This window comes from Vibrio sp. Y51_MX_L26, assembly GCF_024181935.1.
Classification (GTDB): Bacteria; Pseudomonadota; Gammaproteobacteria; order Enterobacterales; family Vibrionaceae; genus Vibrio; species Vibrio diabolicus.
Map to the genome: position 1 here is coordinate 252,694 of NZ_JAMZAS010000003.1, position 26,618 is coordinate 279,311.

A 26,618-nucleotide genomic window follows, 5' to 3' on the forward strand; every position below is an offset into this window, starting at 1 on the left:
TTATTTATTTAGGAAGTAGCCATCTTCGATGGTCACTTTGAGCACGACTTTTCTTACGCGGTTGTCTCCGTGGAAGCGGTACGCTTCACTGTTTTCAAAAATCGCCACTTGGCCTTCGCAAAGCTCGCGTGTTACACCCTGACCAGAAAAAAATTCGCGGTCGGTTTCATCACGATAAGCTTGTTCTAGTGTTAACGCGGTTTTATCCGCGAACTCAACGCTTTCTCGGCCTTCGAGGTAGTAATGCACATCGAAGTAACGACGGTTACCGATGAACATTTCGGTTTGTTTCGCGATGCCATCTTCAACCATGTAAACCAGTGAATCGCCAATCGAGTGCATCACGCCATCTTTGATGTTTCCGATGTTGCCAATGGCTTCCACACAGCGGTTCCATTTACGACCGTTGCGATATACCTGTTTGAATTGCTCTAAGCTGTCTAACACGATCATGGGTTACGCCTCGTTGACTGATTGAGTATTGGTTTGAGTGAAAAATGCGTTGTCGAAATCATGGTTTGCCATCACGTGTGCGTTGCAATCGCCTGCTTGCAGTGGCATCAGCGTCAAACCGTAACGGAACTCGTCCATGTACACGCGGTAAGAGTCGAGCACTTCGCTGCCCCATGAGTTCGAGCCTAACCCCATCACTTGATGGTCAAGGTTAAGGGTGATGTAGCCACTCTTTTCTAGCTCGATCGTATGTTGCGCTTCATGCAGATTTTGGTTGGTGTAGAACCACGCGCTGAAGTTGATTTCTTGCTGGGGTTTCACCAATAACCCTGTGCCATGACGGTTGGTGAGTGAGGCCCAGCGCACGTGTTGGCGGTTGCCGTTGTTTTGCGGGAACGGGTAGTTCTCGAACATGTCTTTTACGGTGCTGTGGTAAACATCAATGAGGTTGGCTTGGCAACTGTCTTGGTAGTTTTCTTCTGGGCCACGGCCGTAGTAACTCACTTGATCAAAGCTGCCGTTGATGCCCAAATCCAAGCCGATGACCGGAATCACGTGAGGGTAGTCGCCGTATCGTTCGCCACTCAGTTCCACGTTCAAATGGCCTTGAGCATTGATTTGATAGCGATAGGTACAACGCATGCCAAAATCAAAGACCGGCGGCGCAATGATGCTGGTGGTCGTAATCAAGACGGAATCATCGGTTGCCTCCACAGCAAGTGTGCGGAAGTGCTCCTGCATGATTTGCAGATGCGCTGGGTGCCACAACCCTTCGTACTCTTGTTTGTGGTTATCAATCATCGGTTTGAAGAAGTTCAGTCTCGGCTCTGATTGAATGATCTCTTCGCCATTTACGCGCCAAGAAGTCAGCTTGCCGTTTACTTTGGAGAAGGTAAGCGCGAAGTTATGACCTGTGATCACGTGCTCTAGGCGGCTTTCTTCAAGCACCAAGGGTTGAATATTGTGGTTGACCAGCGCAGGCAACGTCGCGGTGTTTTCTTTCAGTTGGAACTGATACACCGCAATTTCATGGTTGGCTTCGCTGTAAAGCGTGCGACTGTCTTTGCGTACGGTGAAGTTCACAAAGGCTTCGCGCTCATCCAATTCTGGCAAGTCGATGGTCACTTCACGTTCGCTGTTGGCGACCAAAGCTTCGACTTTGAATTGCACGCTACGCAGGGTTTCGCCTTCGGCACGCACGTCAGCATTAATGGTGTAATCATCGAGGTTGGTGAACCACAATTTGTTCTCAATGATGAAGAGATCATGGCAACCTTCAACGGCGCGGATTTTCACCGGTGCAATGACTTGTTTGTATTCTTTCAGGCCAGGGCCCGGGGTTTGATCTGGGTAAATCAGACCATCCATACAGAAGTTGTAGTTGTTTGGGTAATCGCCGTAATCGCCACCGTATTTGTAGAACTCTTGGCCGTGTTCATCACGCGCTAGAATGCCGTGATCACACCATTCCCAAACGTAGTGACCTTGAATGTGGTCGTGCGCATAGAACACATTTTGATATTCGGTTAAACCACCCGGTCCGTTACCCATCGCGTGGGCGTATTCGCAGATAATGCGTGGTTTCTCGTGTGGGTGCTCGCCAAAGTAATTCATCAGTTGAGCGCGTGAGTACATCGTCGAAATCACATCGACGACTTCAGCATCTCGGTCTTCTTCGTAGTGAACCAAACGGGTGTCATCAATTGCTTTGGTCGCGGTATACATCGCACGGATGTTACAGCCATAACCCGATTCGTTACCGAGTGACCACATGATGATAGAAGGGTGGTTCTTTTGCGCATGAACATGACGCACTGCGCGATCAACAAACACCGCTTCCCAAGCAGGATCATTGGTGATGCGGCTCAGGTCGCCAACGTTGGCAAAGCCGTGGGTTTCCACATCGGTTTCTGCCATCACAAACAGGCCGTAAATATCACACAACTCGTAGAAGCGTGGGTCGTTCGGGTAGTGTGCGGTGCGAACTGAGTTGATGTTGTGTTGCTTCATCAAAATCAGATCTTTTTCCACGCGGTCCATACCCGCTGCACGACCTTTTAGGTGATCGTTATCATGACGGTTGACACCATGCAGCATCACGTATTGATTGTTGATGTAAAACAGGCCACCGCGCACTTTGATGTCACGAAAACCTACGCGTTGTGGGATCACTTCCACTACGTTGCCTTGGTGATCTTTTAAGGTGATGAACAAGTGGTAAAGGTAAGGATTTTCTGCTGTCCAATGCGTTGGATTCACCATATCAATCGCAAAGCTTGTTGAGTGGTGGTTTTGGATAGTCAGTGAATCGCATTGACCACTGGCTACGACAGTGCCTTTGTCATGCAGCGCGTATTCTAGCGTATAGCCAGACGCGATAGCGGTGGAAAGGTTTTCCAATTCGATTTGAACACTGAGCGTCGCACTTTGGTAATCGTCGGCGAAATCGGTGCGAATTGTTAGGTCTTGGACGTGAATGTTCTCTTTTCCGATTAGGTAAACATCACGGAAGATCCCCGCCGTCCACCACATGTCTTGGTCTTCAATGTAAGTGGAATCGGCCCATTGCATCACGCGTACAGAGAGTAAGTTTTCGCCTTGTTGGACGAACTTAGAAATGTCGAATTCCGCTGTGAGTCGGCTGCCTTTGCTAAAGCCGACGTACTCGCCGTTTACGTACACTTCAAAGTAGGTTTCCACGCCGTCGAACTTGATGATGGTTTGTTGGTTATCCCACTGTGGACCAAGTGTAAATGTGCGTTGATAAGCGCCCGTTGGGTTGTCGGTTGGTACAAACGGGACGTCGATCGGGAATGGGAAGCCCTCATCGGTGTATTGCAGATCGCCGTGACCTTCCATTTGCCACATGTTTGGGACGGTAATGTGTCCCCAGTCGTTCATTGTTTGTGAGTAAAACTCATCAGGTACCAACATTGGGTTGGTGAAATAACGGAATCTCCATTGGCCGCTGAGTAACATAAAGCGGCGACTCAGTTCACGTTGAAAGGTTTGTGCGCTCTGAACAGAGTCGTAGGAGAAAAAGTACGCACGCGGTGCCATACGATTCTCGTGTAAGTGTTGGAAGTTTTCCCAATTGTTCACGTTTTGATCTCCCCTCGGCTTGGTGCGCTTATGTTGGAGTGCGGGACGGTTTCATCGCGGCTCAACATCAGTGCAAAAATAACGGCCGATGTATTGTGAAAAATGCTTATGAATAATCTGAGAAAGATATTAGTAAAAGTTTTACTAAAATAAATTAGTGAAAACGTTTTACTTTAACTTGGTCACGTTTTAAATGACCAATGTTGAGCAAGATGTGATCAGCGTAAAGGAATGCGTTCTAGATTGTTTTGGAAAGTAAAAACAGTAAACATTCGGTAGAAAATAAAAGAAGAAATAAAAAAGCACTGAAAATTCAGTGCCTTATTTGAGCAGTTTTGAGGGGGTTTTTATCGAGTTGTGCCGCGTAGCTTGAGCTTGCTTGGAACGTACACTTGAAGGGGCAGTGCGCGTCCGTCACGGTATTTTTCTACTAACAAGTTCACGCCTTGAATCCCCATCATTTCAGAATGAATACGAACGGTCGATAGAGGAGGGAAGGTAAAACGCGCGGTAGGAATGTCGTTCACGCTGATCAGCGCAATATCATCAGGAATGTTTAAACCAAACTCATGCACTGCTCGTAACACACCAATCGCAATGGAGTCCGAAGCAATGAACATCGCTTTTGGGAAATCGCCTTTGGCCAGCATCTCTTTCGCTAAGTCATAACCGGACAAGCTAGAGAAATCGCCACGATAAATGTCGTCTTCAGAAACCACACCTTTTAGACTGCCGTAGTCCACAAACGCATTTTCACGAATGTCTGCGGTGTTGGGCTCGTCTTGTCCACCAATAAAGCCGATGCGTTCGTAGCCTTGTTGTACAAAGAAATCAACCACTTGCTTGCTGATTCTTACAAGGTCGATATCAACGCAATCGTAAGGGCTAGTTGGATCTGAAAAGTCGATGTAACAGATGCTATCGGCTAGGCGTTTAGGTAACTTATTGACCACCTTTTGGTCGACTTTCCCGACTAAAAGGACACCGGTGATCTTTTGCGTTTCAACATCAATTTCGCTGTTGTAGCAATTGGTTAGCGTAATGCCGAGTTTGTCGCACTGAGTTTCAATCCCATGACGAATCGACAAGTAGTACGGGTCGTTCACTTCTGCTTCTTGTTTGTAATTGTACAAGGCCAAAAAGTGATGTTTTTGCTTGGCTTCTTTGGTGGCTTTCTTCGAGCTGCTGGTGCGGTACTCCAGCTTTTCTGCGATTTCTAAAATGCGGCGTTTGGTTTCTTCTTTAACGCTCAACGTCGGATCGTCATTCAAAACTCGCGATACGGTTGCAAGTGAGACGCCCGCTTCAGTGGCGATATCTTTTAGTGTTGCCATGTACATTTCCCGTTGGCATTGCTCACAGTCCAAGTGAGAACTCAATAATCTGGCTATTGTAAACAGCTACTTAGGGATGCACAAACTTTTAGTAAAATCGTGCGATCCACGAAAGAGAGCGGTATCGGCTCGACTCATCTTCACTGTTCATCATCTTCCTGGTTTAATTTAACTAAAGTCAGCATCTAAAGTAAGGCTTTTGTGCAATTTTGTGGAAACGTTTACACATTTTGAATTCGATCACGGATCTGGATCAAGATTGGTTGCTAGACTTTTAGCCAGTCAAGAAATGGGCGTACCGATTCGATGCAATGGCGATTGGCTTTTAGCGCATCAGAGTGAGGTATGAACAGAAAGCAGCAAACGTGGAGAAGCAAAAGTGAAAGTTCTTGTCACAGGCGGTATGGGATACATCGGTAGTCACACTTGCGTTCAGATGATTGAAGCGGGAATGGAACCCATCATCGTCGATAACTTGTGTAACGCCAAACTGGAAGTGTTAAACCGTATTGAAGCGCTGACTGGCAAACAGCCTGCGTTCCACCAAGGTGACATCCGTGACGAAGCCTTTTTGGATACGGTATTCGCGCAGCACGACATCCAAGCCGTGATCCACTTTGCTGGCCTCAAAGCGGTTGGCGAATCGGTGGCAAAACCACTTGAGTACTACGACAACAACGTCAATGGCTCATTGGTGTTGGCGCGCAGCATGCGTAAAGCGGGCGTGAAAAGCATCGTATTCAGTTCATCGGCAACGGTTTACGGTGACCCAGAAATAGTGCCGATTACGGAAGATTCGCCAACAGGCGCAACGACCAACCCATACGGACGCAGCAAATATATGGTGGAGCAGTGCTTAAGCGATCTGTTCCATGCTGAAAACGATTGGAGCATCACCTTACTGCGTTACTTCAACCCAGTTGGCGCGCACCCATCGGGCTGCATGGGGGAAGACCCACAAGGCATTCCCAATAACCTGATGCCATTTATCGCCCAAGTCGCTGTTGGTCGCCGAGAAAAACTCGCGGTATTCGGTAACGACTATCCAACCCCTGACGGCACTGGCGTACGTGATTACGTCCATGTGATGGATCTGGCCGACGGCCATATTGCGGCTTTGAAATCGGTGGGGGAAACATCGGGTTTGCACATTTACAACTTAGGTACAGGTAAAGGCTCGAGCGTACTTGAGATGGTGGATGCGTTCGCGACCGCTTGCGGTAAACCTGTGCCTTACGAGTTATGCCCGCGTCGTCCTGGGGATATTGCTGAATGTTGGGCAAGCACGGAAAAAGCTGAGCGTGAACTAGGCTGGAAAGCAATACGCACGGTGGCTGAAATGACCGCTGATACGTGGCAATGGCAGTCAAAGAATCCCAATGGCTATTCCCCTGCGTAGTTTACGTCGCCGCATTGTTGTTTGCACTTTCCAATTCCATTGAGAAATGCAGATGAAAGAATTCTTAAAAGTTGAGTAAGTAACATGTCGAATGTCGAATTTAACCCAGTGGATCATCCACACCGCCGTTACAACCCTCTGACTGGGCAATGGATTTTGGTTTCACCTCACCGTGCAAAACGCCCTTGGAGTGGCGCAGATGAAAAGCCCGCGTTGGATGAGCTACCAAGCTATGACGGTAAATGTTTCCTTTGTCCAACCAATGAACGTATCTCTGGCGATGTTAATCCAGACTACCAAGGCACTTATGTGTTCAATAACGATTTTGCTGCGCTGATGGTGGATTCACCAGATGCACCGGAGTCAAACAACCCGCTATTCAAAACGCAAGGCGTGCGTGGTTTGAGCCGAGTGATTTGCTTCTCGCCAGATCACAGCAAAACCTTACCAGAGCTGCCAGTGGATAAAATTCGTGGCGTGATAGATACATGGAACGAACAAATTGAAGAGCTAGGCAAAGAGTACGTTTGGGTTCAGGCGTTCGAAAACAAAGGCGAAACCATGGGCTGTTCTCAGCCGCATCCACACGGTCAAATCTGGGCGAACAGCTTCTTACCAAATGAGATCGAGCGCAAAGAGCACAACCTAAAAGCGTACTACCAAGAACACGGCAGCAACTTGCTGGTGGATTACGTGCAAGCGGAACTCAAAGACGGCTCACGCATTGTGGTGGAAACCGAACACTGGCTGGCGGTGGTGCCTTACTGGGCTGCTTGGCCGTTCGAAACCATGTTGTTGCCGAAAACGCACATTCGTCGTATGAGCGAACTCAGCGATGAGCAACGAGACGATTTAGCGCTAGCGATTAAGAAGCTGACCAGCCGTTACGACAATTTATTCCAATGCTCTTTCCCTTACTCGATGGGCTGGCACTACGCGCCGTTTTTTGACCAAGGCACAGACATCGACCATTGGCAGCTTCATGCACTTTTCTATCCGCCACTACTGCGCAGTGCCACGGTTCGTAAGTTCATGGTGGGCTACGAAATGCTGGCAGAAAGCCAACGCGATCTCACCGCAGAGCAAGCCGCGCAGCGTCTGCGTGATGTGAGTGATGTCCACTACAAAGAATGCTAAGTCTTTAAATTGGACTGATTACGAATAACGGGATAGCGCGACTTTACAGATAGAAAGTTAGGCTCAACGCGCTATCCCACACAAATTACTATTTTAAGAGAATGTCCCTATGTCTGAACTTATCCAAAATGTGAAAGCGTCATTTGAGCAAGTGTTGGGCTACGCACCTAGCCATATTATCCAAGCGCCTGGTCGTGTGAACTTGATTGGTGAGCACACCGATTACAACGATGGTTTTGTCCTACCGTGTGCCATTAACTACCAAACGGTCGTGGCGGCGGCAAAGCGTGAAGACAATATTGTGCGTGTGGTGTCGGTCGATTATGGCAACGCAGTGGACGAATTCGATATCACGCAAGCCATTACCTTCCAGCAAGACAAAATGTGGGCGAACTACATTCGCGGCGTGGTGAAGTGTCTTCTGGCGCGTGGCTACCAGTTTACTGGGGCGGATATTTCAGTCAGCGGCAACGTGCCTCAAGGCGCGGGTTTGAGCTCATCGGCGGCATTGGAAGTAGTGATCGGTCAAACGTTTAAAGTGTTGTTCAACCTTGAGATCAGCCAAGCCGAAATCGCGTTAAACGGTCAGCAAGCTGAGAACGAATTCGTCGGTTGTAACTGCGGCATCATGGACCAAATGATTTCAGCGGAAGGGCGTGAAAATCACGCGATGCTATTGGACTGCCGTAGCCTAGAAACGGAATCGGTTTCCATGCCAGAAGAGATGGCAGTCGTGATCATCAACTCGAATAAAAAACGTGGTTTGGTCGACAGTGAATACAACACTCGTCGTCAGCAATGTGAAGAAGCGGCGCGTATTTTCGGTGTGAAAGCTTTGCGTGATGTGACGATTGAGCAGTTCAACGAGAAAGTCGCTGAGCTGGATGAAATGGTGGCAAAACGTGCCCGTCATGTCATCACAGAAAACGAGCGTACTGTGGAAGCGGCGCAAGCGCTGCGAGCACACGACATGAAGCGTATGGGCGAGCTGATGGCCGAGTCTCATGCCTCGATGCGTGATGATTTCGAAATCACGGTAAAAGAAATCGATACGTTGGTGGAGATAGTCAAAGGCGTGATTGGCGACCAAGGCGGTGTGCGCATGACTGGCGGTGGCTTTGGTGGCTGCATCGTGGCACTTGTACTGCCAGCACTGGTTGATGAAGTGAAAGCGGCAGTTGAAGCGAAGTACCAAGCGGCTACGGGCTTAAAAGAGTCGATTTATGTTTGCCAAGCCAAAAATGGTGCGGGTTTGGTTGAAGTGCTGTAAGGAATGATGATGAAAGCCTATTTTCAACAACTAGAACAAGCGATGGCGCAAACGCCGTCGTTTGATGGCCAAACTGCGAATCTGATTCATTTGACCAACGCGAATGGTATGACAGCGTCGTTTATGGATATCGGTGCTACGTGGTTGAGTTGCACATTACCGGTAAATGGTGAAAACCGTGAAGTGTTGTTGCGCTCACCAAATATGGCTGAACACATGAAGCAAGACGCTTACTTCGGTTCCATTGTTGGCCGCTTTGCTAACCGAATTGCGAAGGGGCAGTTTGAGATAGACGGAGAGAAGTATCAACTTGGTATCAATAACGGTGAAAATTCACTGCACGGTGGCCTAGAAGGGTTTGATAAACGCCGCTGGAAGGTTGAAGAGCAAAATGATCAACGGGTCACTTTTTCACTTCGCTCCCCGGACGGTGACCAAGGCTATCCGGGAAACCTCGATGTGAAGGTGATGTACACGCTCACTGACGAGAATGAACTAGCTATCGCCTATGATGCTAAGACCGACAAAACATCTCCAGTGAATTTAACCAATCACGCTTACTTTAACTTGGCTGGTGAGGCGAGCCGCGCGAAAAGTTTGGATCATACTTTACAGCTCAATGCTGGGCATTACTTGCCAACGGATGCGGGGTTAATTTCTTCCGGTGAACAAAAGCCAGTTTCGGGTACCAGTTTCGACTTCACCGAGCCAAAATCGATTGGCCAAGAATTTCTTGCAGAGCAAGATCAGAAAACTGCTGGTGGCTACGATCACGCCTTTGTCTTCATGCCTGAAGTGACCGATGGCGTGTCTGTCGCTGCGGTTTTAATTGCACCACAAGAAGATGTGGTGATGAAGGTGAAAACCACCAAGCCTGCCATCCAGTTTTATTCAGGTAATTTCTTAGCCGGTACGCCAGGTGCAAGTAAAACTTACGAACGCTATGACGGCCTAGCATTGGAAACGCAGTACTTTCCAGACGGGCCAAACAAACCAGAATGGGGACTCAACAATGGGGTGTTGAGCTCTGGGGATTGCTATCAGCATCAAACTACTTATCAGTTTGAATTTTAGATAGCACTTCTGCCCTTTGAACTTGCAGCGGCAGCGATGCTGCAACTCCAACGACTTTGGGTGTTATGGTGGGCTACATGCCCACCTTTTTTGTTTTTGTCGAAGAGGTTCGAACGATGAGCTCACCCTCTACTTTGCGTTTGTTAGAAAGCAACGGCTGCCCTTCAATCAGTGCCATCAACGATTCGATTGCGAGTTTACCCATGTCTGAGTAGGGCAGTTCAACCGACGTTAATGCTGGAAAGCTTTCAGAGGCGATTTGCTGATTATCGTAACCGACAACGGCAACATCCTGAGGAATCTTCAACCCCAACTCCGCTATCGCTTGGTAGCACCCCATTGCCATATAGTCGCTGCCACAGAAAATCGCTTCTGGCGGCTGCTCCATATTCAGTAGTGCCAGTGTTTGCTGGTGCGCTTCTTTTAGCGACCAGTTTGCATCGACTAAATACTCTGAGTTAGGAATGATGTCTGCATCAATGAGAGCCTGACGATAACCATCGGCACGTTGCTTACTGGCTAGCATCCAACTTTCACCAGACAGCATGGCAATGCGACGATAACCTTGCGCTGTGAGGTGTGAAACTGCTTTGTAAGCTCCAATCATATCGGCTGGCAAAATACTTGGCGTTTCGGTGTGTTCTTCGTTGGTGCAGTTCAGCAGCACAGTCGGTAAGGAAGTTGTGACGCGTTGCTGCTCCAACTCTCGCGTCATACTGGATGCGTAAACCAAACCTGCGTAATCACCGCCGTTGATCTCCGACTCAATCTTGCTTGCCAACACTTCATCATGGCTGTAATTGAACGTCACCAATATGTAGTCGTTCGACCACGCTTCTTCTCTCGCTGCATTGATGGCATCGATAAATGGGTCATAACTGGTTAAGCCGTTGATCACCAATGCGATCTTTTTAGGGCGTCCCAAAGCATGGGCAACCTTTTTGTTTTTGTAGCCAAGTGATTCTGCGGTTTCGAGCACTTTACGTTTGGTCGCTTCCGCGATTTTTACGGAAGTTGAGCCATTCAATACCAGCGATACGGTCGACTGAGAGACGCCAGCCGCCGCCGCAATGTCACTCATGGTGATTTTTTTAGCCATTCTGCTCTTTTACTTAATTTCGTTAGCTAAAGATATTAGCTAAAGATTAAGTTCGGATCATCCTTTAAAGATGAAGATCACAAAAGTAAGTCAGAGCAACTTAAAAGCTGTGATTTTAACCACGTTTATTCTTTGACTACCTAGTCATTAAATTATTAATTAATATATTAGCTAATATTATTAGTTAATAATTTAGCTTTAAGGTGAGTAAGATGAAAAGATGGTCGGAAGAGAAAGCGTGGCAATGGCAAAAAGAGCATGGCTGGCTACGTGGCTTTAACTATTTACCGCGCACAGCGGTTAACTGGAATGAGATGTGGCAAGCGGAATCTTTTGCACCTGAGGTTATGGAACAAGAGTTAGCTTGGGCGCATGATGTGGGTTACAACACTTTACGTACCAACTTACCATTTATAGTTTGGCAAGCGGATCGCGATGGTTTACATGCGCGAATTGAGCGCTTTCTGGATATTTGCGAACGCAATCAAATCAAAGTGATGCTCACGCCGATGGATGACTGCGGTTTCTCGGGCGACCATCCTTATCTTGGTGAACAAAAAGCGCCCGTACCGGATTTGCACAACAGCCAAGCAGCAGCAAGTCCTGGTCGCAATGTGGTGATGGACAAATCTATGTGGGGTGAGGTCGAAGCGTATATTCGCGACATCATCTCTACCTACAAAAATGACCCTCGAATCGTTATTTGGGATCTCTATAACGAGCCAACCAACCGAATGATTTTCACCACCACGGGTGAGATCGCTTATGACGAAGAAATGGAAATCTTTAGCCATGAGCTGATGGAAAAAGCGTTTGAGTGGGCACGTGAAGAAAACCCAACTCAGCCTCTCACCGTTGGCGCTTGGCATGCGCCAAGCATTCTTGACCGAAGCCTACCGATTTATGAACACCCAACCGATCGCAAAGCGATGGAGCTATCGGACATCATTACTTTCCACGCTTACTTACCACTCGATCTGTTCCATAAAGCCGTTGAAATTGTAGAAAGCTACAACCGACCAATGATGTGTACTGAGTGGCTTGCTCGTCATGCGCAATCGTACATGCACGAACAGCTTCCGGTCTTTAAACAGAAAAACATTGGTTGCTACCAGTGGGGATTAGTGAAAGGAAAAACACAAACGCATCTGCCTTGGCCAGAGATAAAACGTAGCGATGCTAACTATGCGAGTCAATGGTTCCACGATCTGCTTGATGAGCAAGGACAGCCGTATGACGCAAGCGAAGTGCAATTGATCAAAACACTCGCAGAAGTGGATTAATTGCCTGTGAGCCGACTCTGAGAAATGAGTCGGTTTCTTATTTACAATAAAATCAATTGAGACGTGAACAATGACTACTCTACAAAACAAACTCACTAATAAGGAGCTGATGTCTTACTTCGGCTATGGGGTAGGCCAGTGCTTTAGCTTTGGTCTAGTCGGCTCTTTTATTCTTTATTTCTATACCGATATTTTGGGCATTTCTCCAATTGCGGCGAGTACGATTTTTTTGATTGCTCGTGTGTGGGATGCGGTGAATGATCCGCTCATTGCCGGATACATGGACACGTTAGACTCTCGCTTTGGTAAATTCCGCCCTTACATGCTGTTTACGCCGGTTCTGATTGTTCTGGTCACGGTTGCCGCTTTCTATAACATCGATGCTGATACATCGACAAAAGTGATGTATGCCGGTATCACTTACATTCTTTGGGGTACGCTTTACACAATTTCTGATGTGCCGTTTTGGTCTATGTCTTCTGTTATGACGGATGAACCGCAAGAGCGAGCAAAAGCGGCAACTTGTGCCATGTTAGGGGTGAATGCAGGTATTGGTGCAACTTTGGTTGTGTTCCCGAAACTGAGCGCTTACTTCGCTGATGGCCGAGCAGATCAGGGTTACTTACCAGCTGTGATTGTGTTGATGATCGCGGGTTTGTTCTTCATGCTGAACGGTTTTTATAACACCAAAGAACGCATCTCGACGAAGAGCTGTGAAAAAGTCACGCTAAAACAAACCTTTCAAGCCGTTCGTAAAAACAAGCCGTTGTTTTTTATTCTGGCAGCGTTTTTCATGAATGTGTTCTTCAATCTGGTGAATGGCTTATACATTTTCTTCTTCACATACAACATGGGTGACGCAGGGTTAGTCTCTCTGATTGGTACCATCACTTTGGTAAGTGCGATTGCGTGTTTGGCTACGCCTGTGCTGACAAAGCGTTTCAAAAAACGTGACATCTTTATTGCGCTGTGTGTTTTAGAGATCATCGCTCGCATTGGGTTCTATTTTACTGGCTATGATAATCCAACGGTCGTGATGGCGTGGTTAGCGGTGATTACAGGCATCTTTATGATGACCAACCCTCTTATCTCGGCCATGATTGCAGACACAGTAGAGTACTCGTACTACCACAGTGGCAAACGTACCGCGGCGATCACGTTCTCGGGACAAACCTTTACAGGCAAACTTTCTGTTGCGGTAGCGGGCGGCTTAACGGGGGTAATCTTGACGATGATTGGCTATGTACCAAATGCGGCGCAAACGGAAACCGCGCTCAGTGGCATGTTCTTCTGTATTGCGTTGCTACCCGCATTGGGAGCTTTAGTGCGCATCTTTATTATGTCTCGCTACACATTTACCGAAGACCAACATGCGATTTTACGAGAAAAATTACAGCGTGGTGAGTTTGCGGAAGGCGTTGACGTGAAGTCTGCAAAACCGAACGAAGCCTTGAGCTAGAATCCATATCGTCTCGACAAGTGCTCAAAGAAAAAGCCCGCTCAATAACCTGAGCGGGCTTTTCGTTTTCAATTTACAGGTTATCCACCATCAACAACGCTCGACAGAGTTTCTTCGTACTAAAGTTGGGCTAAAAATAATGGTTTCGTCTTCAATTTTTTCGTCACGAGATAGCGCCAAAGCCAAACGGGCGGCGCGTTCTGCCATCATCTCGATTGGGTAGCGAATAGTGGTCAGGCTAGGGTGAACAAAGCGGGCGATCAAGCCATCATCGAACCCGACCATAGATACCTTATTTGGTACGTCAATGCCATTTTGATCTAACGCTGCCAGTGCGCCAGCGGCCATGTAGTCGTTGTAGGCCACCACTCCAGTAATCTCCAAAGATTTGGTTAACAGGTTGGTCATCGCAACTTCGCCACCATCACTGTTGGGCTCACCGTATTCGATGTAGCTTTTGGAGAGTTCAATACCATGTTCTTTCAATGCGGCTTGGTAACCTTGCAAGCGTTCATCGGTATCTTCGATATCGTGGGATGAGGCAATGCAAGCGATTTTGCGATGCCCGTGACGAATTAAATATTCTGTCGCGAGGAATGCTCCTTTGCGGTTATCAAGGGAAATACAGCGTTCAGCCAGCTCTGGGATATGACGATTGATAAGCACCATACCTTTTACTTCTTGGGCGTAGCCAATTAGATCCTCATCAGATAAGCCTTTCGAGTGGATGACTATTGCATCGCAACGGCTGTTGATCAGCAATTCTAGGGCTTGACGCTCATCATCTGGATTGTGATACCCGTTGCCAATCAAGATATGTTTGCCATTTTCGCGCGCGATATTATCGACGGATTTGACCAGCGTGCCGAAGAAAGGATCGGACACATCACTCACCAACACACCCATGGTATTTGTGCTTTGACTCACCAGTGCGCGAGCTGCGGCATTGGGTCTGTAACCCAATTTGCTCATTGCTTTGGTGACCGACTCTACCGATGATTGACTGGCTTTTGGGGACTTGTTGATCACGCGAGAAACCGTTGCGACCGAAACACCGGCTTCTTTCGCGACATCCTTGATCGTTGCCATATAGAACCTTTAGTGGCTAAAAATTTTGACTGGAAGTATTAAACACCCATTGTGTAATAAGTGCAATTTGATAGGGAATTTGCTTTCGGAAATGAGATCTTTACCACTTGTATTTATTAAGCTTACTGATAGTGTAAACGTTATCTTTTTAGTAAAACTTTACTGAGGTTTTAATTATGGAAACTATTGCTTACTCTGATTTTGCCAAACTGGAAATTCGTACCGGAAAAATCATTGAAGTGGCTCGTCATCAAAATGCAGACAAGCTGTACATTGTGCAAATTGATATTGGTGAAAAAACACTGCAAACCGTAACCAGCTTAGTACCTTATTACACCGAGGAAGAGTTGATGGGCAAACAAGTGGTCGTGTTGTGTAATCTTGCCAAAGCCAAAATGCGCGGCGAAACCTCCGAATGTATGTTGTTGTGCGCAGAAACGGATGATGAGTCCGAAAGTGTGTTGCTTACGCCAGAAAGAGCGATGCCGACTGGGGTGAGAATTGTTTAGAGTTTAATCAAGCAAACGTTTTATTGTTCGTGTTTATGTTTTGTGTCTCATAAATAAATCAATAGGAATATATTCAACTCTATTTATAATCTCCGTGCTTTTAAAAACTGTTTAACAGTATGAAAAACATAGGAAATTATAATAAAAAAAGTATTGCCATTATTGGCTTTAGGTGCAGTGGTTGCTTCAGCGTCAGTTCAAGCAAAAGGTAACTGGTATGTTGGCGCAGATATTCTTAACTCTGATCTTGAAGTTGAAGGTCACTCTTACAGCTCTTCAGCTACAGGTTTGGGTATTGCGGTAGGTAAAGAGCTGCAATATTCAGAAAACTTCAAATTGGCTTTAGAAGGTGAGTACATTTACTACGGTAGCTTCGAAGAAAAAGCATCGGGCGCGGGTAATTGGTTAGAAGCTACTGTTGAAGGTTATTCATTCAACCTTAATGCTAAACCTAAGTACCAATTCTCTGGCACTGGTTTTTATGTTGGTGCTGTTGTTGGTCTAGGTGTAACTGGGGTTGATTTAGAGGCAAAATCAAACCTTTCTGGTTTCACTGGTAAGACTGATGGTAGCGATGCTGGCTTTAACTATGGTGCTGAAGTGGGTTATGAATTTGCTTCAGGTCTGGTTGTTTCTGGTGGCTACCGTGCTTCTACAGTAACCATCGATGTTGAAGGTGGTGGCGATCTTGAATTTGATTTTGACAGCCTGTACGTTGGCGTTGATTACAAGTTTTAAGCTCGCATAAGCAAAACATAGATACTAAAAAGGAGCCGTTAGGCTCCTTTTTTGATTAGATTATCAATCAACTCGTAATGATGCTCTTGCACGCCTGCAAGGTTGCCGTATTTGGGTTGATGGCGGTCATTTTCTTTTGCGTGTTGCCAGCCAATGGTGTGACGCACAAAATGCTCTGCAAACGCATGAGATACTTCTAAGCAACCTGCTAGCACGGTATCGACATAGCTTTGCATGATTGGGCTTTTTACGCACGGTGGTAATGGCTCGTCTTTTACGTAAACCCAGATGCTATGTTCTTGGTTAAAGCTCGCGTCCGTTTCGATTTGCTCTGGCTGAATTTGAATACGATGATAACCACGCTCACGGTGATCGAATTCTGCGAGAGCTTCTTCATTCACTTCGAGTAAAACGCCGTTGACCTGCCCATCGCCTTGGTTTACAACCAGAGGAGACAGAGTGTAGCTGTCATCAATCTTTCCCCAGTAGCGCACCAGTCCATGAGCAATGACGGGAATGGCTTCTCCCGTTTGTCCGGTTAACTTACGTGACGCAGAATTAATCAAACTGCCATAGCCAAATATGTACATCTTCGTTGCATCCCTTAACTAATGGTTGTGTCTCTCACCGTTTATACCTAACCCGCCTCTGAAGCACAACTTTACCTCTTAAGTATAATCTTAACTCTTAACATATATTTTTAATGCATGTTTGTGGTAGCATCAATATTGTAGTTGAGTTAACCAGCATCAAGAGACGCTTGAGGGCAAGATAATGCTGAATATCACCGATAAAAAAGTGGAAGAAAAAATCCCCGCATGGCTGCGATTAGGCTTTCGGCCGTTTTTTATGTTTGGGTCGATTTACGCCATTGTTGCGATCGCGTTGTGGGTGTGGATGTTCCAGAGCGGAAAGCCAAACGCATTAACTGTACCGGCATTATGGTGGCACGTTCATGAAATGTTGTTCGGCTTTTCGATGGCGATTGTGGTTGGTTTTGTACTGACCGCAGTACAAAACTGGACTGGCATTAATGGCACCAAGCATTACACGCTTTTGATCTTATTTGGCTTGTGGTTGGCACCTAGAATATTGCTTTGGACGCCAGCGCCGTTATGGTTAACCAGCAGCATTGAAGCGGTATTTTTGTTGTTTGTTGCCTATGAGGTAGGCATTCGTGTTTATCGAGCCAAAGGTTGGCGTAATCTGTTTTTTGTGCCGCTGTTTCTTTTGGCCATTTTTGCGAACTTTGCAAGCTACGCAACAATAAAAGGCATGCCGCCGTTTAGCTCTTCTGCTGTATGGCAGGCGATGTTGTGGTGGTTTACGTTGTTGCTGTCGGTCATGGGCGGGCGTGTGATTCCATTCTTTACTGCGCGTCGATTTAATTTCGAAAAAGCGCAACCATTGGCTTGGTTAGAGTGGTTCGCGAACTTGCCGTTGGTAATGCTATTTGTGCTGAGCTTTTTCCCTGTGACGTTTGCAGAACTAGGTAATCCGTTGATGCTGTTTGCAGGAGTTGCTCAGTTGGTGCGTTTTGTTCGCTGGAAACCTTGGTTAACCCTGAGCGAGCCTTTAGTGTGGTCGCTGCATGCTGCGTATTTGTGTTTGCCACTAAGCTTAATTTTGCGAGGCACTTGGGGAGATGCATTTGCCAGCCATAACCTGATTCACCTGTTTGCGATAGGTGCATTAGGCGGCTTGATTTTAGCGATGATCGCACGCGTGACGATGGGACATACTGGTCGCATGATCTACAAAGGTCCGAACATGAGCCTTGCGTTTGCGGCGATTACCGCGGCAGCTTTGGTTCGCAGTTTTGCCGTGATATTTGATCCTGCCAATATGATGCTGTGGATTAATATCAGTGGCGGATTGTGGATTGTCGCATTTGGCCTGTTTGTTTGGCGCTTTGGCGTGATGCTTATTACCCCTCGCGTTGATGGTCATCCCGGATAGGGCGCTAATGTGAGTAGAGAAAGAGGAGCCGCGCGCTCCTCTTTTGATTTTTGTTCTTTATAGGATTAGCGCTTATTCGTCTTCGTCGTCCGTTTTATTCGTGAACCCCAAGCGTTTGAATAGCCACCACTCTAGAGCAAAGATGACAATTAAAGCGATACAGAACCAGGTGAACGCCATGGCGGATTCCACGCCTGGCATACCGCCAATGTTGATGCCAAGCAAACCTGTTAGGAAGCTGGTTGGCAAGAAAATAGTCGCCACCAAGGTAAATAGATAACTGTTTTTATTAGTTTTCTCGTCACGATGATGTTTGATTTCTTCTTGAAAGAGAGCGACTTCACCAAGATAAAACTCAAGTGTTTCATTTATGCGCGTAATATTATTGTGGGCGAAGCGATATTGATGGGGCCTTAAAGCCACCAACTCGGACTCTGATTCAACGAGATCTCGAATAGCATATTGCTGAGGGCGAATAAAACGTTTGATGGAGATAAGCGCTTTTTGAGTCGCCATATGCTTGTACGTCGATTCATCATTCACATCAAACTGGTTTAACGTCTCTTCAATCGTATCGAGGTAAACGTCTATTTTGCTATTTAATCCTTCAATAATCTGATGAAGTAAACCAGCAAGGCTTTTCGGACCTTTGTGTTCCGCCAAGGCTTGACGAATTTCCATGATGGCACGCGATGGGATCTTACGTGTTGAAATCAGTGCGCCTTGAAAATAGAGAATTCGAATACTGAGCATGTCTTCTGGTGAAGCATCGCCATTCATGTTGACGCCTCGTAAAATCAACATGAAGTTCTCGTCATCCAAAGGGTGGAAAGACGGTCGGCTTTCGTCGGCTAACAGGTGATCAACAGTGGCACGTGGTACTTGGTTTTGCTCTAGCCAGCCACGAATATCGGGATGCAGCCGCTCACAATGGTACCAATGTTTGGCTTGAATCTGCTCCGCCGTTGTGGATTGCTGAGTTGCTTCTGGGGTTGAAAAATCCCAATGTTCAATCATAAAACCCATTTTCTTTTCCTTGTCTGAGCCTTTCCCCAAATCACTCGGAAAGAGCCTGTGCTCTTCCGCTGCATTATTTTCCGTGAAATGCATCAGTGATAACGTTCTGAACCTAGCTCCATGAAGTTATTCAGGGATAATTATTTAAATGAGTATGATTGCATTTAACGCTAAATGTCTATGAATAGTTGCTCTTATTTGTAATCAAGTGAAGCAAGCCAAAGTGTGGCGTAAAAACAGCAAAATAAAAAAGCCTGCAACGAGGCAGGCTTTCTAGTAGGGAGGGGAGGAGCAGTTAGCCAACTTGAGAAAGATTAACCACTTTCTGCTGTAGCTTTTCTTTTAAATAGTCCGATAAAGCCTGCTTTTCTTCATCGTTCATGTACAGACCAAGTTTGGTACGACGCCACAAAATGTCTTCATCGGTCATTGCCATTTCATGGTTCATTAAGTAGTCGATCTCACGTTGGTAAACACCGCCGGCTTGCGATGAGAACGCGTGTCCAAGGTCAGCTTCGCTTGCTGTGCCTTCCATTAAGTTCCACGTTTGGGTACCAAATTGTGTTACGTAACGAAGAATCAATGCTTCTGGCGCCCAAGCGTATTTAGCATGAATTTGTTTAGCTAATTGTTCACGACTACAGCTGAAGTTACCACCAGGTAGGGTTTGATTTGCCGTCCAGTCGCTTCCCATCTCTGGTAGGAAAGGAGCCAGCTTTTTCATTGCCGCTTCACCCAGCTTACGGTAGGTCGTCAGCTTACCACCAAAGACAGAAAGCAGAGGTGCATGGTCGTATTCCGCATCGAGTTCTAGCGTGTAGTCTCGTGTGATCGCTTGCGGAGAGTCAGATTCATCGTCACATAAAGGACGAACACCGCTGTATGTCCAAACCACATCTTCGCGAGTCAGCTGGTGGACAAAGTGTTGGTTTACGATGTCGATGAGGTAATCGACTTCGTCATCTGAGATTGCCACTTCGCGTGGGTCACCTTTGTATTCCACATCTGTTGTACCAATGATTGAGAACTTATCTAAGTAAGGAATCATAAATACGATGCGGTTGTCTTTGTTTTGAAGAATGTAGGCTTGCGGTTCGTTGTGGATACGAGGAACAACGATGTGCGAGCCTTTGATTAAGCGAATGTTACGAGGAGAGGCTTGCTCTAATCCATCATCAAAGAACTGTTTTACCCAAGGGCCAGCTGCGTTTACTAGTGCTTTTGCTTTGCGTTCGAAACGTTGGTCTGTCATCACGTCATGAATTGTGACATGCCAGATACCACCTTCACGGTGTGCTTTTTCTACGCGGCAGTAGTTACGTACTTCTGCTTGGTTTTCACGAGCAGCCAGAACGTTAAGTAATACTAAACGCGCGTCATCAACCCAACAGTCAGAGTATTCGAAACCGGTTTTCATTTCTGGTTTTAGCAAGCCCGATTTCGCTAAGTTGACGGTTTTGCTGCCTGGCAGAGTCGTACGTTTACCCAAGTTATCGTAAAGGAACAGACCACAGCGAATCATCCAAGCTGGGCGTAGGAATGGGCGATGAGGCAAACGGAAACGCATTGGTAGTGCAACGTGAGGCGCTTTGCGAAGAATAACTTCACGTTCTGCGAGCGCTTCCGAAACCAAACGAAATTCATAGTGTTCAAGGTAACGTAAACCGCCGTGGATCAGTTTAGAACTTGCCGAAGAAGTAGCGGACGCGAAGTCATTTGCTTCGTATAAGCCAACACTCAAACCGCGGCCAGCTGCGTCTGCCGCAATACCAGCCCCGTTAATGCCGCCACCAATTACGATCAAGTCTAAGGTAGTGGATGAGCTAGTAGTGGAAGCATTTTTTTGTATACTCATAAATTTGACCTCTTGGTGAGCGAACGAGCATTTTAGAACATGATCTAATCCTAGCTTAGGTTTCGTTTGTGATCATCTATTATTTTCGTTTGTGAGCGTTTTGTGTGATTTAGGCACAAAAAAACCTCTGCCTAATTAAGACAGAGGTCATTTGAGAGGCAAATTAATGATTGGAACTACTCGTTTTCGAAGTTTGTCTCGTTCGCTTCAACGACTTCAAGTGGAATTGAAGCTTCTTTTAAAATCGACAAGATTTCTTCTGGTGGCTGCTTGTTGGTAAAGATCATGTTGAGCTGAGCGATATTGCCTAGCTTCACCATGGCATTACGCCCAAATTTGGTGTGGTCGACGGCGAGAAATACACTGCGGCTGTTGTCGATGATCGCTTGTTTGACCCTGACTTCGTGGTAATCAAAGTCTAATAGCGAGCCATCAAAGTCGATACCACTGATGCCAAGAATGCCAAAGTCGAGACGGAACTGTTTAACGAAGTCGAGAGTGGCTTCTCCAACAATGCCGCCATCGCGACTTCGAACTTCACCACCTGCTAAGATGACTTTGATCTCTGGGTTGGGGAAGAGAATGGTTGCCACGTTGATATTGTTGGTAACCACGCGTAGCTGTTTATGGTTTTTATTGAGCGCTCGCGCAACCGCTTCTGGTGTGGTGCCGATATCAATAAATAGAGTCGCACCATCAGGAATGTGCTTGACCACCTCGTCTGCAATGACATCTTTTTCATTGAAGTTGAGCGCTTTACGCGTGTTGTAAGATGTGTTTTCAGAACTGAGAGGGATGGTTGCACCACCGTGATAACGACGAATTTTGTTGTCGTCGGCGAGTTCATTAAGATCGCGTCGGATGGTTTGTGGGCTGACATTGAATCTTTCTACCAACTCATCCGTGCTGACATAGCCTTGTTTTTTCACCAACTCAACAATCTGTTGGTGTCGAGGTATTTGCTTCACTTACCACTCCCTTGTGCATTGGTAACGGCCAATGCTTCAAATTCGAAGCTCTATTGTGCTCGAATTTGCGCGTTGTGAGAAGTAAGCGAGTTCAGGAATCAGGGGCAAAGCGCAAAAAGAGCGCACAAATGGCGCTCTTTTTTCGTATGGAGGTGAGATTAATCTTCTTCGTCGTGAAGTTCAGACCAGGTTTGCGCACATTTCACTGCGCGTTTCCAACCCTTGTAACGACGATTGCGCTTTTCTTCATCATCGTGCGGCTCAAACGTGCGATCAAGCACCGCTTTATTCTGCAACTCGTCAATGCTGTCCCAGTAACCCACGGCAAGGCCTGCAAGGTAGGCTGCACCAAGAGCCGTCACTTCTGTTACTTGAGGGCGGTGTACTTCTGTATTCAATACATCGGATTGGAACTGCATTAGGAAGTTGTTCGCTACCGCACCGCCATCGACGCGAAGATTCGCCAACTTAATACCTGAATCGGCTTGCATCGCATCCAGTACGTCACGAGTTTGGTAAGCGATGCCTTCCAAAGTCGCACGGATAATGTGGTTTGAGTTCACGCCGCGAGTAAGGCCGACAATCGTGCCACGTGCGTAGGCATCCCAGTATGGTGCGCCTAAACCAGTAAAGGCAGGCACGACATAAACGCCGTTTGAGGTATCCACTTTGGTTGCGAAATATTCAGAGTCTTCTGCACCGTTCAGGATTTTTAATTCATCACGTAGCCATTGGATAGAAGCACCACCCATGAATACGGCACCTTCAAGCGCATAAGCAGGCTCACCTTTCGGACCACAAGCCAAAGTTGTCAGTAGGCCGTGCGTCGAAGTGACTTTTTCTTGGCCCGTATTCATTAGCAAGAAACAACCCGTGCCGTAAGTGTTTTTCGCCTGACCCGCTTCAACACACATTTGGCCGTAAAGCGCAGCTTGTTGGTCACCAGCAATACCAGAAATAGGAATACGAGTACCGCCTTTACCACCAATGTTGGTCTTACCGTAAACTTCCGATGAACGTTTTACTTCTGGCATCATAGATGCTGGGATACCAAGCTCATCTAACATTTTCTGATCCCAACATAGATCGTTGATGTTAAATAGCATTGTACGCGATGCGTTAGTGTAGTCGGTCACGTGAACGCGGCCTTGAGTCATCTTCCAAACTAACCAAGTATCGACGGTACCGAACAACAGCTTGCCTGCTTCTGCGTCTTCGCGCGCGCCCTCAACGTTGTCCAGAATCCATTTCACTTTAGTGCCAGAGAAGTAAGGGTCAAGCACCAAACCTGTGTTGTCACGTACGTAGTTTTCTAGACCACGCGCTTTTAAATCTTCACAGATGTCAGCAGTACGGCGACATTGCCATACGATCGCATTGTAAACGGGTTTGCCTGTTTCTTTATTCCAGACGATGGTAGTTTCACGCTGGTTAGTAATACCGATAGCCGCCAATTGGTCGCTACGGATGCCAGACTTAGCTAGAGCTTCTACCAACGTAGAGCTTTGTGTTGCCCAGATTTCCATTGGGTCATGTTCTACCCAACCTGCCTCTGGATAAATCTGAGTAAATTCGCGCTGTGCGACGCTTACGATGTTAGCGTCATGATCAAGAATTACTGCGCGAGAGCTTGTCGTACCTTGGTCTAGGGCAACAATGTATTTTTGCTCAGTCATGGTAAGAATCCTTTTGTTTCGTTATTTATATTTTAGTAAATGTTCGAGTTGCGTCAGTTTTAAGCTCTAGCTTCTTCTGTTTCTTCTTCCGTCTCACATTGGTTTGGAATTGTACAGCCGTGGCCTTGTTGTGGAAGGTAAGCCGCAATCGCTTTTGGATACAACCAACCACCAAAACACGCACCTGCAATCGGAGCAAGTAAAGGCACGATAAAGTAAGGAATGTCTTTAGCACCTGTCAGAGCGTAATCCCAGCCTGCGAAGTAAGCGAACAGTTTCGGTCCAAAGTCGCGCGCAGGATTCATCGCGAAGCCAGTTAGTGGACCAAGAGAACCACCGATTACGGCAATCAAAATACCGATTAACAGCGGGTTCATTGCACCTCGTGCAGCGCCGTTATTTTCATCGCCCAAAGCCAAAATCGCAAACATCAGCACGGCAGTGATAACGAATTCCACAGCAAAAGCGCCAAAGAAAGAGAGGGAAGCATGTGGATAGGTTGAGAAGATACCAGCGGTTGCTAGTGCATCTTGGCTACTGCGGACGAAGTTATGTGCGATTTCGTAGTCGGTGAAAAGGTTGCTGTATAAGCTGTAAACCAACGCAGCAGAGCAGAATGCGCCAAGCATTTGGGCGATGATGTATGGCACCACTTTCGCCTTATCAAAACCATGGAACATAGCGAGTGCGATGGTTACCGCTGGGTTGATGTGCGCGCCTGAAACGCCGGCAGTACAGTAAATAGCGATGGCGACACCTAGGCCCCATACAATACTGATTTCCCATTGTCCAAATGATGCGCCTGTTAGAACTAAGGCTGCGACACAGCCTACGCCGAAGAAGATAAGTAGTCCTGTACCGATAAACTCGGCCAAACATTCTCCGAGCAGAGAGGGGTGTTTGTTCGTTGTCATGTTAAAAGTCCTTTGATCATTTTTGCCTGTCTAGCACGATACTATTGTGCACATATAAACGTTTGCGAAAACAAACGCGCGTTAAAAATGAGCGTTTGAGCATAAAATTGTTAATCAAAGTCTTCGTTTTTGTTAAATGGCGCATCTTTTAATCGAAAAAGAAAACAACGAAAAGAACTTCTTTGCTACGAAGTGTGTTTTGGAAGCGCTCAAATTACCGATGTGAAAAAGAATGCACAACTGGTAAGAGGAGTTTTGTGAAGCTGCTACGTGCTTGGGGATTTATTACTCAGATTTTGCGTAGTAATTAACCCTAAAGAGGTAAGGCGAGGTCAAGTACATCAAGGACTAGCGGTGATATAAGAAAATGCGTTGCTATGTTTATATCTCGAGAGGAACTTGTTATCCAAATTAGTGTTAATTATGAAAATGGAGAGGAAAATAAATATGGTTTATGTCTTGTGTTCGTGAATCACTGTCTAGGTTTGAGTTCAGATAACATTAGCTTTGTTATTTCGTTTGATACTAAGCGCGAACATTTTTCATCTTTTTAGTTATTTAGTGGTTTCGCGTAACAAGGATGGATGTGAAACACCCTTTTTACGGTTAATTTGTGTTCTTATTCGAGCCTTTGTTTCATTGGTTTCGAATTGGAATGCTCAAATGAGAGGTTGAAACATCAGTTTCATATTAACTAATTATGAGTAAAGTTGAACGATGGTCTAATTAATGCGCTCTAATTTACTGTATTTACTTATATTTAATTCATGTGCAACATTTGTCACAGAAATAAAATCCTAACTCAATACAATTCATGAACTTTCGAACGAAGATTTTATTTGTTTCGTTCGCTCCTTTTGTGTTTTTTACCATCGCATACAAAATAATGAGGTTCCTATGTTTGGAATATTCAAACCTAAGGCGCACATTGATCGTCTGTCCCCAGGCAGTATCGATAGCACCTACTCTCGCCTCCGTTGGCAACTCTTTATCGGTATATTTGTTGGCTACGCCGGTTACTATCTGGTTCGTAAAAACTTCAGTTTGGCGATGCCTTATCTTATCGAGCAAGGCTTTAGCCGCGGTGACTTAGGTGTCGCGCTGGCAGCTGTTTCCATTGCATATGGTCTCTCTAAATTTCTAATGGGCAGCGTATCTGACCGTTCCAACCCTCGCTATTTCCTTAGTGGCGGCCTACTGATGTCTGCATTAGTGATGTTTTGCTTTGGCTTTATGCCATGGGCGACTGGCAGCGTCACTGCGATGTTCATTTTGCTTTTCTTGAACGGTTGGTTCCAAGGCATGGGGTGGCCCGCATGTGGACGAACCATGGTGCACTGGTGGTCACGTAAAGAGCGTGGTGAGATCGTTTCGGTTTGGAACGTGGCACACAACGTGGGTGGCGGTTTGATTGGTCCACTATTTATTCTTGGTCTGTGGGCATTTAACGATGATTGGCGCACTGCATTTTATGTTCCTGCATTTTTCGCCACGTTGGTTGCTGTGTTTGTTTGGATGACGGTTCGCGATACGCCTCAATCTTGTGGTTTGCCACCGATCGAAGAGTATAAAGACGATTATCCTGATGACTATGACAAGTCGCACGAACAAGAAATGACAGCCAAGGAAATCTTCTTTAAGTATGTATTCAACAACAAGCTGCTTTGGTCGATTGCAATTGCAAACGCATTTGTTTACCTAATTCGCTACGGCGTACTGGACTGGGCACCTGTTTATCTAAAAGAAGCGAAGGATTTCTCGGTAGATAAATCGTCATGGGCTTACTTCTTATACGAATGGGCCGGCATTCCAGGCACATTATTGTGTGGTTGGATTTCAGACAAATTGTTCAAAGGTCGTCGTGCACCTGCTGGCATCTTATTTATGGTGTTAGTGACCGTTGCAGTGATGGTTTACTGGTTTAACCCTGCTGGTAACCCAATGGTGGACATGATGGCGCTGATTGCAATTGGCTTCCTAATCTATGGTCCGGTTATGCTGATTGGCTTGTACGCACTTGAACTCGCTCCGAAGAAAGCCGCCGGTACTGCTGCTGGTCTTACTGGTTTATTTGGATACTTAGGTGGTGCGGTGGCTGCAAACGCGATTCTGGGTTACACGGTAGACCACTTTGGCTGGGATGGTGGCTTTATCATCTTAGTTGGTTCTTGTATTACTTCTATTGTGTGTTTGATGTACGCCTTCTTAGGTGAGCGTGCGCACCACGAGCAAAAAGAGCGCGAAAAGGAAGCGCTAGCGTAATATTTATTTAAAGAGGCAGTG

21 protein-coding genes are annotated in these 26,618 nt (G+C 46.4%); 10 read left to right on the forward strand and 11 right to left on the reverse strand.

Going from position 1 to position 26,618, the window contains the following annotated elements; genetic code table 11:
* From NL645_RS09795 to ebgR, 3 genes are all read right to left on the reverse strand, one after another.
* Positions 1 to 453, reverse strand: a complete 453-nt coding sequence (locus NL645_RS09795; RefSeq protein ID WP_253651636.1) for a beta-galactosidase subunit beta — start codon at positions 451 to 453, stop codon at positions 1 to 3.
* Positions 454 to 456: 3 nt separating this feature from the next.
* Entirely contained in the window at positions 457 to 3,555 is a 3,099-nt protein-coding gene (gene ebgA / locus NL645_RS09800) for a beta-galactosidase subunit alpha (RefSeq protein ID WP_253651637.1), read from the reverse strand.
* 347 nt (positions 3,556 to 3,902) lie between these two features.
* Positions 3,903 to 4,889 (reverse strand): transcriptional regulator EbgR, encoded by a 987-nt coding sequence (gene ebgR, locus NL645_RS09805; RefSeq protein WP_005494135.1) that lies wholly within the window; start codon positions 4,887 to 4,889, stop codon positions 3,903 to 3,905.
* A 379-nt stretch (positions 4,890 to 5,268) separates the two neighbouring features.
* Between ebgR and galE the strand changes: the two genes are divergently transcribed.
* From galE to galM, 4 genes are all read left to right on the forward strand, one after another.
* The gene (galE, locus tag NL645_RS09810) at positions 5,269 to 6,288 is read left to right on the forward strand and encodes a UDP-glucose 4-epimerase GalE (protein WP_114323578.1); all 1,020 of its coding nucleotides are present in this window, start codon (positions 5,269 to 5,271) and stop codon (positions 6,286 to 6,288) included.
* 84 nt (positions 6,289 to 6,372) lie between these two features.
* Positions 6,373 to 7,425, forward strand: a complete 1,053-nt coding sequence (locus NL645_RS09815; protein WP_025570897.1) for a UDP-glucose--hexose-1-phosphate uridylyltransferase — start codon at positions 6,373 to 6,375, stop codon at positions 7,423 to 7,425.
* A gap of 109 nt (positions 7,426 to 7,534) precedes the next feature.
* Positions 7,535 to 8,695 (forward strand): galactokinase, encoded by a 1,161-nt coding sequence (galK, locus tag NL645_RS09820; protein ID WP_253651638.1) that lies wholly within the window; start codon positions 7,535 to 7,537, stop codon positions 8,693 to 8,695.
* A gap of 9 nt (positions 8,696 to 8,704) precedes the next feature.
* Entirely contained in the window at positions 8,705 to 9,769 is a 1,065-nt protein-coding gene (gene galM / locus NL645_RS09825) for a galactose-1-epimerase (protein WP_253651639.1), read from the forward strand.
* Positions 9,770 to 9,842: 73 nt separating this feature from the next.
* Here the strand turns inward: galM and NL645_RS09830 are convergent, their stop codons facing one another.
* On the reverse strand, positions 9,843 to 10,868 hold the full coding sequence (locus NL645_RS09830; protein ID WP_006742407.1) for a LacI family DNA-binding transcriptional regulator: 1,026 nt from the start codon (positions 10,866 to 10,868) through the stop codon (positions 9,843 to 9,845).
* A 212-nt stretch (positions 10,869 to 11,080) separates the two neighbouring features.
* Here NL645_RS09830 and NL645_RS09835 point away from each other — a divergent pair, with 212 nt between their 5' ends.
* Together NL645_RS09835 and NL645_RS09840 are read left to right on the forward strand one after the other, a co-directional pair.
* On the forward strand, positions 11,081 to 12,151 hold the full coding sequence (locus tag NL645_RS09835; protein WP_048625922.1) for a cellulase family glycosylhydrolase: 1,071 nt from the start codon (positions 11,081 to 11,083) through the stop codon (positions 12,149 to 12,151).
* Between the two features lie 70 nt (positions 12,152 to 12,221).
* A complete protein-coding gene (locus tag NL645_RS09840; protein ID WP_109169546.1) occupies positions 12,222 to 13,610 on the forward strand; it encodes an MFS transporter in 1,389 nt (462 codons plus the stop codon).
* Between the two features lie 90 nt (positions 13,611 to 13,700).
* Here NL645_RS09840 and NL645_RS09845 read toward each other — a convergent pair whose 3' ends face one another.
* The gene (locus tag NL645_RS09845; protein ID WP_053305584.1) at positions 13,701 to 14,699 is read right to left on the reverse strand and encodes a substrate-binding domain-containing protein; all 999 of its coding nucleotides are present in this window, start codon (positions 14,697 to 14,699) and stop codon (positions 13,701 to 13,703) included.
* A 176-nt stretch (positions 14,700 to 14,875) separates the two neighbouring features.
* Here NL645_RS09845 and NL645_RS09850 point away from each other — a divergent pair, with 176 nt between their 5' ends.
* Together NL645_RS09850 and NL645_RS09855 are read left to right on the forward strand one after the other, a co-directional pair.
* Positions 14,876 to 15,208, forward strand: a complete 333-nt coding sequence (locus tag NL645_RS09850; RefSeq protein WP_005494151.1) for a tRNA-binding protein — start codon at positions 14,876 to 14,878, stop codon at positions 15,206 to 15,208.
* A gap of 141 nt (positions 15,209 to 15,349) precedes the next feature.
* Positions 15,350 to 15,946 (forward strand): outer membrane beta-barrel protein, encoded by a 597-nt coding sequence (locus NL645_RS09855; RefSeq protein ID WP_012841470.1) that lies wholly within the window; start codon positions 15,350 to 15,352, stop codon positions 15,944 to 15,946.
* Between the two features lie 38 nt (positions 15,947 to 15,984).
* Here the strand turns inward: NL645_RS09855 and NL645_RS09860 are convergent, their stop codons facing one another.
* Complete coding sequence (locus NL645_RS09860) at positions 15,985 to 16,536, reverse strand: gamma-glutamylcyclotransferase family protein (RefSeq protein ID WP_253651640.1); 552 nt, start codon at positions 16,534 to 16,536, stop codon at positions 15,985 to 15,987.
* Between the two features lie 184 nt (positions 16,537 to 16,720).
* Here NL645_RS09860 and NL645_RS09865 point away from each other — a divergent pair, with 184 nt between their 5' ends.
* Positions 16,721 to 17,905 (forward strand): NnrS family protein, encoded by a 1,185-nt coding sequence (locus NL645_RS09865; RefSeq protein ID WP_253651641.1) that lies wholly within the window; start codon positions 16,721 to 16,723, stop codon positions 17,903 to 17,905.
* A 72-nt stretch (positions 17,906 to 17,977) separates the two neighbouring features.
* Here the strand turns inward: NL645_RS09865 and NL645_RS09870 are convergent, their stop codons facing one another.
* From NL645_RS09870 to NL645_RS09890, 5 genes are all read right to left on the reverse strand, one after another.
* A complete protein-coding gene (locus tag NL645_RS09870) occupies positions 17,978 to 18,931 on the reverse strand; it encodes a CorA family divalent cation transporter (protein WP_012841472.1) in 954 nt (317 codons plus the stop codon).
* 286 nt (positions 18,932 to 19,217) lie between these two features.
* The gene (gene glpD / locus NL645_RS09875; RefSeq protein ID WP_253651642.1) at positions 19,218 to 20,777 is read right to left on the reverse strand and encodes a glycerol-3-phosphate dehydrogenase; all 1,560 of its coding nucleotides are present in this window, start codon (positions 20,775 to 20,777) and stop codon (positions 19,218 to 19,220) included.
* Between the two features lie 176 nt (positions 20,778 to 20,953).
* Positions 20,954 to 21,745 (reverse strand): DeoR/GlpR family transcriptional regulator, encoded by a 792-nt coding sequence (locus NL645_RS09880; protein WP_006742414.1) that lies wholly within the window; start codon positions 21,743 to 21,745, stop codon positions 20,954 to 20,956.
* Positions 21,746 to 21,903: 158 nt separating this feature from the next.
* Positions 21,904 to 23,421, reverse strand: coding sequence for a glycerol kinase GlpK (gene glpK, locus NL645_RS09885; RefSeq protein ID WP_006742415.1), 1,518 nt, complete (start codon positions 23,419 to 23,421; stop codon positions 21,904 to 21,906).
* A 59-nt stretch (positions 23,422 to 23,480) separates the two neighbouring features.
* Positions 23,481 to 24,335: an MIP/aquaporin family protein gene (locus NL645_RS09890; RefSeq protein ID WP_046875005.1), complete on the reverse strand. Its 855-nt coding sequence runs from the start codon at positions 24,333 to 24,335 to the stop codon at positions 23,481 to 23,483.
* Positions 24,336 to 25,232: 897 nt separating this feature from the next.
* On the opposite strand from NL645_RS09890, the gene glpT reads away from it, so the two are divergent.
* Positions 25,233 to 26,597, forward strand: coding sequence for a glycerol-3-phosphate transporter (gene glpT, locus NL645_RS09895; RefSeq protein WP_006742417.1), 1,365 nt, complete (start codon positions 25,233 to 25,235; stop codon positions 26,595 to 26,597).
* Positions 26,598 to 26,618: the final 21 nt, after the last annotated feature.